The sequence below is a fragment of the Bdellovibrio sp. CKG001 genome (assembly GCF_055397465.1).
The window spans coordinates 1,482,874-1,495,145 of the sequence record NZ_AP029173.1 but is presented as its reverse complement, the minus strand read 5'-3'; the positions used below and the strand labels follow the sequence as shown (position 1 = coordinate 1,495,145).

At 48.8% G+C, this 12,272-nt stretch carries 14 protein-coding genes and 1 tRNA gene; 10 read left to right on the top strand and 5 right to left on the bottom strand.

The window, feature by feature from the left end; genetic code table 11:
* The first annotated feature begins 72 nt into the window (after positions 1 to 72).
* The 6 genes from ACZ50P_RS07245 (at position 73) to ACZ50P_RS07220 (ending at position 3,575) form a co-directional block, all read left to right on the top strand.
* A complete protein-coding gene (locus ACZ50P_RS07245) occupies positions 73 to 537 on the top strand; it encodes a hypothetical protein (protein ID WP_464134675.1) in 465 nt (154 codons plus the stop codon).
* Between the two features lie 123 nt (positions 538 to 660).
* Positions 661 to 1,422 carry a hypothetical protein gene (locus tag ACZ50P_RS07240; RefSeq protein WP_464134672.1) on the top strand — a complete coding sequence of 254 codons (762 nt, stop codon included), beginning with the start codon at positions 661 to 663 and terminating at the stop codon, positions 1,420 to 1,422.
* Between the two features lie 3 nt (positions 1,423 to 1,425).
* Complete coding sequence (locus ACZ50P_RS07235) at positions 1,426 to 1,551, top strand: hypothetical protein (RefSeq protein WP_464134671.1); 126 nt, start codon at positions 1,426 to 1,428, stop codon at positions 1,549 to 1,551.
* Between the two features lie 117 nt (positions 1,552 to 1,668).
* Positions 1,669 to 2,589 (top strand): M48 family metalloprotease, encoded by a 921-nt coding sequence (locus ACZ50P_RS07230; protein ID WP_464134669.1) that lies wholly within the window; start codon positions 1,669 to 1,671, stop codon positions 2,587 to 2,589.
* A gap of 92 nt (positions 2,590 to 2,681) precedes the next feature.
* Positions 2,682 to 2,758, top strand: a tRNA-Pro gene (locus tag ACZ50P_RS07225).
* Between the two features lie 313 nt (positions 2,759 to 3,071).
* Complete coding sequence (locus ACZ50P_RS07220; RefSeq protein ID WP_464134666.1) at positions 3,072 to 3,575, top strand: hypothetical protein; 504 nt, start codon at positions 3,072 to 3,074, stop codon at positions 3,573 to 3,575.
* A 104-nt stretch (positions 3,576 to 3,679) separates the two neighbouring features.
* Here ACZ50P_RS07220 and ACZ50P_RS07215 read toward each other — a convergent pair whose 3' ends face one another.
* From ACZ50P_RS07215 to pheS, 4 genes are all read right to left on the bottom strand, one after another.
* Entirely contained in the window at positions 3,680 to 4,222 is a 543-nt protein-coding gene (locus tag ACZ50P_RS07215) for a MerR family transcriptional regulator (RefSeq protein ID WP_464134664.1), read from the bottom strand.
* Positions 4,194 to 4,526 carry an integration host factor subunit alpha gene (locus tag ACZ50P_RS07210; RefSeq protein ID WP_347359097.1) on the bottom strand — a complete coding sequence of 111 codons (333 nt, stop codon included), beginning with the start codon at positions 4,524 to 4,526 and terminating at the stop codon, positions 4,194 to 4,196. Before ACZ50P_RS07210 ends, ACZ50P_RS07215 begins: the two co-directional genes overlap by 29 nt.
* A gap of 123 nt (positions 4,527 to 4,649) precedes the next feature.
* Complete coding sequence (pheT, locus tag ACZ50P_RS07205) at positions 4,650 to 7,091, bottom strand: phenylalanine--tRNA ligase subunit beta (protein ID WP_464134662.1); 2,442 nt, start codon at positions 7,089 to 7,091, stop codon at positions 4,650 to 4,652.
* Positions 7,088 to 8,113, bottom strand: a complete 1,026-nt coding sequence (gene pheS / locus ACZ50P_RS07200) for a phenylalanine--tRNA ligase subunit alpha (RefSeq protein WP_464134660.1) — start codon at positions 8,111 to 8,113, stop codon at positions 7,088 to 7,090. Before pheS ends, pheT begins: the two co-directional genes overlap by 4 nt.
* 111 nt (positions 8,114 to 8,224) lie before the next feature.
* Here pheS and rsmG point away from each other — a divergent pair, with 111 nt between their 5' ends.
* The 4 genes from rsmG to ACZ50P_RS07180 are packed head-to-tail and all read left to right on the top strand — an operon-like array spanning position 8,225 to position 11,404.
* Positions 8,225 to 9,100: a 16S rRNA (guanine(527)-N(7))-methyltransferase RsmG gene (gene rsmG / locus ACZ50P_RS07195; protein WP_464134657.1), complete on the top strand. Its 876-nt coding sequence runs from the start codon at positions 8,225 to 8,227 to the stop codon at positions 9,098 to 9,100.
* A complete protein-coding gene (locus ACZ50P_RS07190) occupies positions 9,100 to 10,227 on the top strand; it encodes a winged helix-turn-helix domain-containing protein (RefSeq protein WP_464134654.1) in 1,128 nt (375 codons plus the stop codon). Before rsmG ends, ACZ50P_RS07190 begins: the two co-directional genes overlap by 1 nt.
* Entirely contained in the window at positions 10,224 to 10,634 is a 411-nt protein-coding gene (locus ACZ50P_RS07185) for a hypothetical protein (RefSeq protein WP_464134652.1), read from the top strand. The genes ACZ50P_RS07190 and ACZ50P_RS07185 overlap by 4 nt, the downstream gene beginning before the upstream one ends.
* Before the next feature lie 11 nt (positions 10,635 to 10,645).
* The gene (locus tag ACZ50P_RS07180) at positions 10,646 to 11,404 is read left to right on the top strand and encodes a TrmH family RNA methyltransferase (RefSeq protein ID WP_464134650.1); all 759 of its coding nucleotides are present in this window, start codon (positions 10,646 to 10,648) and stop codon (positions 11,402 to 11,404) included.
* A 53-nt stretch (positions 11,405 to 11,457) separates the two neighbouring features.
* On the opposite strand, the gene ACZ50P_RS07175 is transcribed toward ACZ50P_RS07180, so the two are convergent.
* Complete coding sequence (locus ACZ50P_RS07175) at positions 11,458 to 12,186, bottom strand: DNA alkylation repair protein (RefSeq protein WP_464134648.1); 729 nt, start codon at positions 12,184 to 12,186, stop codon at positions 11,458 to 11,460.
* Between the last annotated feature and the right edge of the window lie 86 nt (positions 12,187 to 12,272).

The following is a 12,272-nucleotide window of genomic DNA, read 5'->3' as shown; positions in this document are numbered from 1 at the left end:
TTATTCGTTGAAACTTTTCCGGCGGTGACACATTCAAAGATCATCCAACAAACCATAAAAGGAGAAAACCATATGAAAAATGTATTTGCTTTGATCAGCCTGATGTTCTTGTCTAGTGCCTCTTTCGCGCACACCGCAGAGACTTCCTGGGAAGTTTTAATGCAGGATAGAACACTCAAAATCGACGCACCCGTTGTCTTTATGGGTCACGCCGTTGATTACACCTTCGTATGCATCGACGGGAATATGCTTAGAACCAAGAAGCCGGTTGCTCAAAGAGAAACCATCTACATTGGCAAGAACCGCTCTAAAGAAGTTATTACTGGTTATAAATACCTTTACACACCGATCAACTACACTCGCACCGTTTCTGAGTGCACTTACATCGGCAAAAACCGCGAAGTCTGCAAGGATAAAGTTGTTTCCGGCACTTACCCGACAACTGTGAATGTGAAGGTTTCCAAACTGGTCAGCCCTCGCAATGACACTTACAAGTTCCTGTTCAACAAGTCTTTGACGGTTCCTTCTTGCTTCTAAAAACTTTGAAAACCCCGGGGCTTGCACCGCAGGCCTCGGGTATTTTCTACCTTACAGTCCTGAAACTTGCCAATGCGGCGCGGGCGTCATACCTCGTCTGAAATACCAAAACAAAGGCATATCATGTCAGCTGCGTCCACACTTCAAGATCAGGTCAGTCAGGATATTGGATTGTTCCTTCGGCGCCACAAAGACCCGCGCAAAGGTTTGTCCTTGCTCGCAGCCAGATCCCAGATCCACACCAAGACCCTCAGACGGCTGATAGACAAAGAACACAATCCTGGCTATCAAACGCTTTACAAGCTTTACTCTTGCCTGATTGGGACTCCGGATTTTGATCAAATTCTGCGGACGGCCCCCAAACTGGTTCAGGAAAAGTTAAAACGCACAGATCCGCAAATCAAGTCTTCGCCACTTTTTAGGTACACGCTCAGCACAGAGCAAGAATTACTGAAAGACCCCTGTTTTTCAGAACTCTATGTTCTGGCTGAAACCCGCCCCTTTGATCACGGCTATGTGCGCAGCCGCTTTGGCGAGTACGGCATGCAGGTTCTTCACAAAATGCTTCAGATGAATGTTGTAAGGCTTTTGGAGAACGGCCGCTATGGCCTGGGAGTGAATCGATCCACCTTTTCTGCCCAGACGATAAAAACTGTGGGTCTGCGCCTGACGGAACGCTATAGCAAACCCGCGCGCACCGACGAAAACTATGCCAATTATATGAATCTTTTCTTTGAGTCGATTTCAGAAAGTACTTATTGCAGATGGCTTGAGATCGACAGCCAGGCGTTCAAAGAAAAAATCCGTCTGCTGGAAGATCCTGCCTCGCGCGGACCGATCCCCGCATTTATGTTTAATATTATCGACACCCTTCAGGAGTCCTGAAAAATGAAACTGGTTGTTTGCGGCCTTGTTCTTTTAATAACCCTTTCGTCCCTGCCTTCCTTCGCTCGAGGAGGCGGCAGCGCCGGTGGCAATGGGGATTCTTCCCCACGCAATGGCAGCACTAAATAGGCACTGTCAACTTTATAGGCAGCCAAGACCCCACGAAAACGATTGCAAGGGTTTTGGCCGTGGCACATTTCTTCCTATACCGACTTCAGAAACCCTGCTGGTAACTCTGGAGACCTGATGAAGCTACGCCACTGTATTCTAAGTCTGTTGACCCTGACCTCTCTTTCAGCACAAGCCCAGGACACGTCCTCCTGCCTTCTGCCAGCGTCAGGGCCCGTACAAAAATTGATCTTTGTGGCAAACCCCACACCCGCAGCCTGCCAGTTGGCGCAGGACCTTGCCGACACCCTTACCAGCGTCAGTCGTACGTTTCAGATGTCCCCGAAAGTCACCTTGGTCATTGGCGAGCAGGCTGGCAACGCCAGTTTCGATAATGGTCATATCATTCGAATCCCCCAAAGATTGCTCTTTGCTGATTCCTTGGGAAATCAGTATCAAGCCAACACGGACCAGCTAAAGGCCGTCGTGGTCCACGAATATGGCCACGCCATTTTAAAGGAAATCTGGGCCCAGGACTTCCACGAAGAGTTCGGGGAACTTTTCGCCAACCTAGAGGAAATTTCTGAACTTGCTGAAACCAATCTAGAACTGAAAATTTCATCCCGCGCTGTTCGTCAGATGTCATCCCAACTCGCAAACTCGGATGCCTATGGACTGTACTTTAGAACTCTGCCGGCTTATTCAGAGCTCTATGCCGACGCTTTGGCTGTTCTGTTCTTTAACGATCCTTCGGCAATGTACAAGGCCCTGTATTATCCCCAGATCCCCCCCAACAAAGAGGTCTTCGTCGGCCCACGGGACTTTGCAAAAGACCATTCCGCTGACGATCTGCATGCACATCCCGACGAGCATACGAAACTTTCATTGGTGCGCTCTGTTATCGGAAAACACATGAGCGCGGACATAGAGCAAAAAAGACTTCTTCTCAAACGACTGGAACGAGCCATCACCCTTTCAATCCGTGAGGAACTGGATTCAGAAACGCCCTCTTCCCTCGAGGAAGCAAACAGACGTTTACTGGGGCACTTTTTAAAATAAAAAGCTAACGAACACAGCGTAAAAAAGAACTTAAAAGTTGATCCTTCTTGCGGGCCTCGCTAGCATAAAAGTGTCTTTTTCCCAAAGACCGTCTGCGCGTGGCTCAGCTTGGTAGAGCACTTGCTTGGGGTGCAAGAGGTCGCTGGTTCAAATCCAGTCGCGCAGACCACTCTCCCCTCTTTGCCCCCCATTTTTACCGACAACGATTTGAAAATTTCGAGGCCACGGCCTTTGAAAAGTCCACGCTTTCATCATCAATTGTCCGCTGTAAACAGATTCCAAAATTTGCAACATTGTCAATGTGCGGTTTTAACTCTGTCAGAAATCAGAATTTTCAATGAAAAGAGCTGATTTCTTATGTCGGTTGCCAATTACAGTTTTGTATTTAGACCACTCCATCGGCTTTTCTGTAGCTTTCTCGAGTGTTGACACGCAATCACGCATGTCACCTGAACAAACAACAACCCGATGAAGGAGTTCTTATGAAAAAGCTTTTTGTTTCCCTGGCAACACTTTTGGTTTCCGCCAGTGCCTTTGCTGTTCACGCCAACAGCTCCTGGTCACAAATTTTTGCCGATCGTGACGCCGTCGTGACCCACGGCTATCGCCTGCCGGGTATCAAACTGGACAATGCCTGCATGACCGAAACCGAAGTCCGTGCGATTCAACCTACCAGAGAATGCGCCGAGCTTGTCCCCCGAACCATTCGTGGCCCTGGCGGCGATGGCCCGGGTGACATCACCGAGTGGGTTTGTGCCCGCTATGAAACAAAAATCGTTTCTGTGCCCCGCACTTACGAAGAGCCGGTGTGCCTGGAACTCAGAGGCCGTGGCGACGAGTCCCACGAATGTGTTAAGTTCGGTACTCGTGACGTGACAGTGCCTCAAACTATCGACACTCAAGTGTTTGTAACACGCGGTGAATCCGATCAGTCCTTCTGGAAGAGATTCACCTTCCCAACTTGCCCTGAAGTGTACCCTCACTAAACCTCAAAGAGCCCTGTGACCGTCACGGGGCTCTTATAAAAGGATGCAGGCAGTTTGTTTCTGAAACAAAAAAGGCCTCTTTCGAGGCCTTTTTCTTATTTTATCTATTTAAACAGCTGACGAAGTTTGCGGATGTCCAGGATCAACTCTTCCACTGTTTCGTTGATCCCCTCAAGCTTATGATACACTTGAGTCATGTCTTTTTCTTTCTTCACGTGAGCTTTCAATTCTTTCATCGCATTTCTTGCGCCTTCTATCGAGAAACGATCGCGGTGCAAAAGCTTACGAATCAACAGCGCGTTTTCCACGTCTTTACGAGTGTACATACGCTGATTATTGGAGGCTTTCTTAGGACGAAGAACTTCAAACTCGGTTTCCCAATAGCGCAAAACATACTGTTTGATGCCCAGGATTTCAGCCACGTCGCCGATTTTGAATCCCATTTTGTCCGGGATGGAATTGATTTCCTCCAGCAGCTTTTCATCACACAACATGGCCGGAATCGAAATCGGCGCTGACGCTGTCAAAGGGACGGATTCTTTTTCCGCCTCTTCGATAAAGTCTATGTGATGATCCCCAAGAGAAAGCTCGGAGCTTTCCATCTCGAGGTCCGAAGGATTACTCATGGTCGTCGTAGTCATCATCATCGTCCTCATCTTTTAAGTGAGCGTACTCTTCACCGTTCAGCATCGCCTTCAAAACTTGAGACGGACGGAAGGTAAGAACACGGCGTGCAGAGATCTTGATTTGCTCCCCTGTCTGAGGGTTGCGCCCAATACGCTCGTTTTTGCCGCGAACAACGAAGTTACCAAAACCAGAAATCTTAACTTTTTCACCCTCTTGCAGAACAGTCTTCAAGGTATTGAAAACAAGTTCCACAAGTTCAGAAGCTTCTTTCTTGGAAAAACCAATCTTCTGATAAACGTTCTCGACGATATCGGCCTTAGTCACAGTTGATTTACCTAAGTTTTGGCCTGCCATAGTGTCATTCACTCCATCGCTATTCCGCCAAAGCCAAGGCTTTAACGGATTCTTTCCTAAAATCGTAACAACTAACTGAAAACAATCAAGAATTTATCTCACAGAAAGATCAAAATTCTTCTTTAAACTCTCTAGAACCTTATTTGTAACCTCTGTGATCTGCGCTTCCTGCAGTGTGGCATTTTTATCCTGCAGCCACAAACGGATCGCCACGGATTTCTTCCCGGCTTCCATTTTATCGCCTTCGTACAAATCAAAGACGTCCACATTCAACAACAAACCACCCGCCGCTTTGCGGATGTCCTTCATCACGTCACCGACCTTCAAGGTCTTTGGCATCACGAAGGCAAAGTCACGTTCAACTACCGGGAACTTGGAAATGCTTTGGATACGATAAGGACGAGGTTGTCCTTTGTACAACTGATCCAAATCAAGCTCTGCCAACGCCCCTGGCACACGGATTTTGTTATCATCTAAAAGAATCGGATGAAGAGTTCCGATAAAGCCGACCTTCTTACCTTCCACCAACAACTGGGCAAACTGCCCTTGGTGCAAGAACTCTGGAACTTCGGATTTGTTAGCCGGAGTCACCCAAGTGTAAGAGGAAATATTCAAAGACTTCAGAAGAACTTCAACTGCCGCTTTAAGTTCGTAAACAACCGGATAATCCAAAGATTTGTTCCAAAGGTTGCTTGCACGCCCCCAAATCGCCATACCCAGACGGGAACCTTCAACAAAAGATCCATCTTCTTTTACATGGAAGGCGCTGCCGATTTCAAACAGGCGGCCATTCATGTTTCCAGAGTGGAAGTTGTGGTTGAGGTTTTTAAACAAGCCGTAACTTAATACGGATCTCATCACATCCAGTTCCTCGTTCAAAGGATTCAACAGACGGATTTCTTTTTCAGTCACAGAAAGCCCTGCGGCCTTCAAACATTCCAGGTTCCCCATGAAGGCTTTTTGACCTTTTGAACCCACAAACGCAAAGTTCACTGCTTGCTGGAAACCTTCCGCACGCATCAACTCGCTGGTTGTACGGTTCAACATAAAGACCTTGTCATGGAAGGATGGCGCCGTTGCAAATTTCGGCAAAGATTCCGGGATATGCTCATAGCCGTTCAGACGCGCATATTCCTCGACCAGATCCATGTCCTGCTCGATATCAAAGCGGAAGGTCGGCGGAAGAACTGTGAACACATCACCCTTCTTATCCACCTGACAGCCCAGACGCTTCATGAAGTCCACGAACTTGTATTCTTCCGCCTCGTAACCCAAACGATCGGTCACTGTTTGCAGCGTGATCGTCACTGGGTCCTTTTTCACTGGATTTGGATAGAAGTCATGATTTTCACCATAAACTTCCCCGCCCGCCACTTCAGCAATCAAAGCCGCCGCACGGTTCAAACCGCGCAAAGTTCCGTCCGGGTCCACCCCGCGAGAAAATCTATAGGAAGAGTCCGTATCAATACCATGCGAGCGAGATGTCTTACGCGCACTCATTGGCAGGAAGTAAGCTGCCTCCAGGAACACGTCCGTGGTCGCGTCAGAAACGCCCGAGTTTTTACCACCCACAACGCCTGCCAAACACACCGGGTGATTGGCATCACGAATTGTCAATTCGTCTCCAGTCAACGTGATCTCAGTGCCATCCAAAGTGATGAATTTTTCACCCTTGGTCGCACGGTCCACAATCACCTTCTTGCCACCGATGAAAGCTGCATCAAAGGCATGCAAAGGCTGCCCCAACTCCATCATCACATAGTTCGTCACATCGACGATATTGTTGATGGAATTCATGCCCACACTTTCAAGACGCTGCTTCAACCAAACCGGGCTTGGTCCAACTTTGACACCTTTAATGAATCTGCCCGTATAGCGTGGGCACAGATCAAAGGCTTTTACATCCAAAGCGATTTCAGATTTCGTCGATTTGCCAGAGGCTGCCACGTCGGATTTCGGAGCTTTCAACTCTTTACCAAACAAAGTGGACACTTCACGAGCCAAACCGAAGTGAGACAGACAGTCCGCGCGGTTCGCAGTCACTTTCAATTCGAAAGTGACATCGTCATAACCACCGTATTCGGCATAGGATTTCCCCACCGGCGCATCCGCAGGAAGGATCGCAATACCTTCCGATTCCGTCGCAAGTCCCAGCTCTTTCAAAGAGCACAGCATCCCCGCGGAATCCACACCGCGAACAGCGGATTTTTTAATCGCAAAATTGCCCGGCAAGACAGCCCCCGGCAAAGCCACGATCACACGGTCGCCGGCTTTGTGGTTCTGTGCCCCGCACACGATCTGATGAACAATGCCTTCACCGGTGGAAACACGGCACAAGGACAGCTTGTCAGCGTTCGGGTGTTTGTCTTTTTCAAGGATGTGACCAATCACCACGTGATTGAAGTCTTTGGCGCGGTTGGTGATTTCTTCAACCTCTAGTCCACCGCGAGTCAACGCTTCCGCCAGAACTTCTGGCTTTTGGAAGAATTCGGTCACATCAACATAATCTTGGAGCCATTTTAAACTGATCTTCATTTTACAAACTGCCTTAAGAATCTTACGTCATTTTCAGGGAACAAACGGATGTCTTCGATGCCGTACTTGATGATGGCCATACGCTCTACACCAAAGCCGAACGCGAAGCCCTGCCACTTAGGATATTCAATTTTCGCAGCCTGGAACACTTTCGGATTCACAAGACCGCAACCACCGATTTCAATCCAGCCGCTGTGCTTGCACAGGCTGCAACCTTTGCCTTTACAAATCGGGCAAGAGCAATCCACTTCCGCAGAAGGTTCGGTGAATGGGAAATAGCTTGGACGGAAGCGGGTTTTCAGACCCGGCCCGAAAAACTCACGAACAAAGAAACTGATCGTGCCCTTCAGGTCGGCCATAGAGATCTTTTCATCCACACACAACGCTTCAATCTGATGAAAGTTCGGCAAGTGTGAAATATCACTGTCACAGCGGAACACGGGTCCGGTGCCGATCACACGCAAGGGAAGCTCTTCAGTTTCCAAAGAGTGGATTTGAATGGGTGATGTGTGTGTTCTTAAAACATGCGTTTTGTCGACGAAGAACGTGTCCGCCATATCACGCGCCGGATGGTCCGCCGGGATATTCAGAGCTTCAAAGTTATAATAATCCTTTTCGATCATCGGCCCCGTGCGAACGCTGTACCCCAGGCGCGACATCACTGTGAAGATTTCCTCCACTACGATATTCACCGGGTGTGCGCTGCCCTTGGGCTGCGTGAAGGACGGCAAGGTCATATCGATCTCTTCTGCCACCATTTTGGCAGAGATCTCTTTGCGCTTCAGCCCCTCTTCGGCCTCGGTGTATGCGGCTTCAAGAAGCTGCTTCACTTCATTTACCTTTTTACCAAAAAGAGGCTTTTCCTCTTTCGGCAAAGTGGCCATTTCTTTCATGATCTCGGTCAGGGACCCACTTTTACCCAGGTACTGAACTTTCAGATCATAGAGGTCTTTGGAGCTGGAAGCCGCTTTAAAGGCCGCCAGAGCTGTATCTTTGATAGAATCAAGTTTGGTCGTCGACATAGGTCTTCAATATCCCCCCAGAGACCCCTATTTTCAAGGATTTAGCTTTTACACACGGCGCAGAAAAAGCTTGAGGTTTAGGGCCTTTAGACCTATCTTTCCCCACCTACTATGGCCCATAAGAATAAGACCAACTACAGTCCCTACAAAGCCCGCCAAGAAGCCCGCAAACAGGCTCTTGGTGCAGCCAAGCCTGCCTCTTCTGCAGGCACTGGCAACATGGGCCGCCACAAAAAACCGGAAACCATCTACGACATCCATGAGGCCAATGACCGCCTGGCCGATGTTTTCCGCAATCATAACTTCGACCTGGTCAGCCACGCACAGAGACAGCAACTGGCGCACTTTTATCGCCTTTTGATGTTGAATCAGGAAAAAGAGAACTTCACTCGCCTGCTGAAGCTGCGTGATATTGCCATTAAGCACTTTATCGACAGTATCATTATCACCAAGTACACGGATTTGCAGTTTCCGCTGCTGGACGTGGGCACGGGCCCAGGTTTCCCGGGGATTCCCTTGAAGATCATGTACCCGGATCAGAAAATCCTGCTGGGTGAAGGTGTTCAGCGCCGCGTGGAGTTCTTAAAGCACGTGCGCAGCGAAATGAATCTGCAGAATCTGGACATTTTAGGCCGCAACATTAATCGTCACTGTGTCTATCCGGTTCGCGGCGCTATCACTCGCGCTGTGGAAGACATTAGCAACACTCTGAGCAACGTGATGAGCTGCCTGCAAGTCGGTGGCAAAGTTTATTTCATGAAAGGTCCGGGTGTTGATCCCGAGATCAAAGCCGCCAAGGACCAGTGGTCTCAGTACTACAAGCTGGTTCAGGATGTTGCCTATTCACTTCCCAACACTCCTCATGAACGCCGCCTGGTGGTTTATGAAAAAATCAAGGATATGCCTTTGCCGGAAGAAGATGAAGGCGAAGAGCTGCTGATGGACGAACTGTCCGGTGATGAAAAAAGACGGTGGGCTAAGTACTGATGACGAACGCCACACTGAATTCTTCTTTGCTAATTGCGCGCCTGCAGCACCGTCAAGGTGACCTGCATGAGGCCCGTCTATCGTGTGAAGAAGCCATGGTGGTGGCCAAAAATCAAAAAAACAACTCTGACTGGATTGAGGCCGCCCGCCTGTTCTTCCAGTGCTGTCATGAACTTGAGACTTTGGATGAAGTGAAAAGTCTGATGGATCAGGTGTTGTTGTTTCACCGCAACACTCAAGACCTAAACGAACAGGCTTTGGCTGAAAACCTGATCGGCTCGTGGCTTCTGGCCAGCAATAAGATTCAAGAATCCGAGATGTACATCAACTCGTCCATCTCCAAAGCTTCACAAACTCAGGATCTGGACACTTTGGCTCGCGCCTTGTTCACTCTGGCGCTGGCCAAAGCCTTCAATCCAGAAACCTATGGCCAATGTCTGCAGCAACTTGAAAAGCTGGATATTATTCTGACCGAACTGGACAGCCCTGAAATCAAACTGAGCTCTGCCCAGCTGCGCGGCTTTATCTACACCCAGACTAAAAAATTCGACCGCGCTCTGGAGCTTTTGTGGGACAGCTATGAAAAGGCCAAAGCGCATGGATTCCTTTTGTTGATCTCCAGCATCCTGGCTCAAATGGCCCGGATTCATCGCGACCAGGGACACACCGAACAGCACCGCATTTATGCCGAGCTGGCTCTGCGTGGAATCAGTCAGGAACGTGCGCCGCGAATCTATCGTCTGATATCAAGCCTGTGCCCGGAAGGCCTGACACCTTCAACCCCACAGTATGACTTCTTGATTGATGAAGCCTCTCGAATTGTTCGCGAAAAGCACAAAGGGGCTATTGATTTTAAAAATCAACACATCCTCTATGAACTGGCTCTTTTGTTTATCAAGAATGCCGGCCAACGCTATTCAAAAGAGGCCCTAGTCGAAATCATCTGGCATCAGTCCTATCATCCAGACCTGCATGATAATCTGATCTATGTTTCCATCAAACGTCTGCGCACGTTGCTGGAACCTGACCTGGAAAGCCCACGCTACATCCTGCGTGATCGCAAAGGATATTATTTTAATCCCCAAACGCATGTTCAGTTTAAAAATGCGGAGGAAATGACGAAATGAAAAACCTCATACTCTTAATCCTGACAGTTTTCAGTCTTTCTGCCACGGCTCGCGGTCCTGGCGACGGCCCCATTGTTCCATGGCCAACAAGTGTTTCTTTGCACAACATCACATGCGAAGACCTGCAAGGCGAATGGGTGGCCTACAGTCACAACACGATCTGGTTTGTAAATCTGGAAATGCGCCCTGACGCTCTTTCCACAATTCGTATGACATCCAACGCCCTGTTCACCCATAAAGCCAAAGGTTGGCTGGAGCCAGGAGATCGTCTGTTCTACGGAAAACTGGCGATGGATAGCAATCACATCTATGACGTGATCGTATTCCGTGACAGTGAAGGCACCAAGATTCGTGTGATCCAAGGAGCCAACAAGTTCTTTGATCTTAAGCTTTACACTCGCAAGTAGGACCGGAATTTATGATCGAAATCAGCTCTAAAACCAACGATCACTTCCGCCGCTGGGCCGACCTTTCTTCGGCCCGTGGAATCAAAAAACATCAGGAATTCATCCTGATGGGAGAAAAACTGATTCACGAGTTTTTGGAAAATCCCTGTTTCCGCGTGAAGGCCGAAATCGTGAATGAAGATCTGAAGTCTTTGACGATGACAGCAGCCTCCTTGAAAGGTCAGCGCATCCCCGTGTTCAAACTTCCGAAAGCTCTTTTTAATGAGATCGACGTCGTTGGAACTCACTTTAATCTTCTGGTCCTGGAGCCAAAAGAAATCACTCCCCTGAAAGAAGGCGCCAGGCCCGAAGGGCTGGAGGTGATTTCTCCGCTGGGCGATCCTTCCAATTTGGGGGCCCTGGCACGTTCCGCACTGGCCTTTGGCGCAAGCAAAATGATTCTGACTGAGGAATCGTGCAACCCTTATCATCCCAAAGCCATCAAAGCCTCTGCTGGGGCCCTGCTGAAACTGCCTCTGTACAAAATCGGCAGATTCACGGAGTTCGTCGCCGCGAATGAACAGATTTACGCCTTGGATATGAAGGGCGAAAATGTCGCCAACTTCAAATGGCCCAAGAACCTGCGTCTGGCTATCGGAGAAGAAGGCCCAGGCTTTAGCGGCCTGAAGGGGCTGCAACGCCTTGCTGTCGCCACACAGAGCGTGGAATCACTCAATGCCACCGTGGCAGCGAGTATTGCTCTTTACAGCTATTCCTGCGCTCAGAACTAACACAGTTCTTTCTGCAGATTGGCTGCATCGCCGGGTCTTGGTGCCCGACTTTTTTATTTACGCTTTAGATATTTCTTTTTCTGGGCAGGATTCAGACGCTCGATGGAATAACGAAGCATCGTGCGTGGCATCTCCTGTGCGTATTGATCTAAAAACACCGTCAGATCCTTTTCACAGACTCTCTTCCCCACCTCGCGAAGCATCCACCCCACTGCTTTTTGAATCAGATCTTCGGGGTCATGCAAAAGAATCCGGGCCAACTTCAGAGTGTCCTGGCTTTCCTTCTTATAGATAAAATGGAACGTGCTAAGGATGGCAATTCGCCGCTCCCAAATGTTCTGGGATCTGGCAAGCTTGTACAAAACTTGCCTTGGCCGATCTTGCAGATAAACACCCACAATGCCCGGAGCCGAGGTGTCAACCAAGTCCCAGTTATTCACTTTTTTCGCGTTCTTTAAATAGAATCGATAGAGGCGGCCTTGCTGAGCAGAATCTGCTTTTTGAAACTGAGCCAGAAGCATCAGCAGCGAGATCAACCGCTCTTCGTGGATTTTGGAATTCAACAATTTTTCTATATCTTGCAGACTCAGCGCCGAGAAGTATTTCTTGGCCAGCGCGCGGGACTGAGGCACAGTCAGACCGACGAAGACGTCACCTTCGCCGTACTCCCCTTTGCCCGTTTTGAAAAATCTTTCCAAAACTGCGACACGGTTTTTATCTGCGCTACGACGGATATCTTGTCGCAACTGAAAAAAAGACAACTCTTCTTCCTTGCGACTCATAACCAAAAACCTCCGGGGAAATCATTGAAAGTCCCTACCCAAGAAGAGTAACGCAGGATTGCCAGAAAAAACAACCAGGCACCTTT

What these genes read in the sequence shown, in the direction of transcription:
- ACZ50P_RS07245 (WP_464134675.1), top strand. Translation starts at nt 73, where the DNA reads ATGAAAAATGTATTTGCTTTGATCAGCCTGATGTTCTTGTCTAGTGCC.
- ACZ50P_RS07240 (WP_464134672.1), top strand. Translation starts at nt 661, where the DNA reads ATGTCAGCTGCGTCCACACTTCAAGATCAGGTCAGTCAGGATATTGGA.
- ACZ50P_RS07235 (WP_464134671.1), top strand. Translation starts at nt 1,426, where the DNA reads ATGAAACTGGTTGTTTGCGGCCTTGTTCTTTTAATAACCCTTTCGTCC.
- ACZ50P_RS07230 (WP_464134669.1), top strand. Translation starts at nt 1,669, where the DNA reads ATGAAGCTACGCCACTGTATTCTAAGTCTGTTGACCCTGACCTCTCTT.
- ACZ50P_RS07220 (WP_464134666.1), top strand. Translation starts at nt 3,072, where the DNA reads ATGAAAAAGCTTTTTGTTTCCCTGGCAACACTTTTGGTTTCCGCCAGT.
- ACZ50P_RS07215 (WP_464134664.1), bottom strand. Translation starts at nt 4,222, where the DNA reads ATGATGATGACTACGACGACCATGAGTAATCCTTCGGACCTCGAGATG.
- pheT (WP_464134662.1), bottom strand. Translation starts at nt 7,091, where the DNA reads ATGAAGATCAGTTTAAAATGGCTCCAAGATTATGTTGATGTGACCGAA.
- pheS (WP_464134660.1), bottom strand. Translation starts at nt 8,113, where the DNA reads ATGTCGACGACCAAACTTGATTCTATCAAAGATACAGCTCTGGCGGCC.
- rsmG (WP_464134657.1), top strand. Translation starts at nt 8,225, where the DNA reads ATGGCCCATAAGAATAAGACCAACTACAGTCCCTACAAAGCCCGCCAA.
- ACZ50P_RS07190 (WP_464134654.1), top strand. Translation starts at nt 9,100, where the DNA reads ATGACGAACGCCACACTGAATTCTTCTTTGCTAATTGCGCGCCTGCAG.
- ACZ50P_RS07185 (WP_464134652.1), top strand. Translation starts at nt 10,224, where the DNA reads ATGAAAAACCTCATACTCTTAATCCTGACAGTTTTCAGTCTTTCTGCC.
- ACZ50P_RS07180 (WP_464134650.1), top strand. Translation starts at nt 10,646, where the DNA reads ATGATCGAAATCAGCTCTAAAACCAACGATCACTTCCGCCGCTGGGCC.
- ACZ50P_RS07175 (WP_464134648.1), bottom strand. Translation starts at nt 12,186, where the DNA reads ATGAGTCGCAAGGAAGAAGAGTTGTCTTTTTTTCAGTTGCGACAAGAT.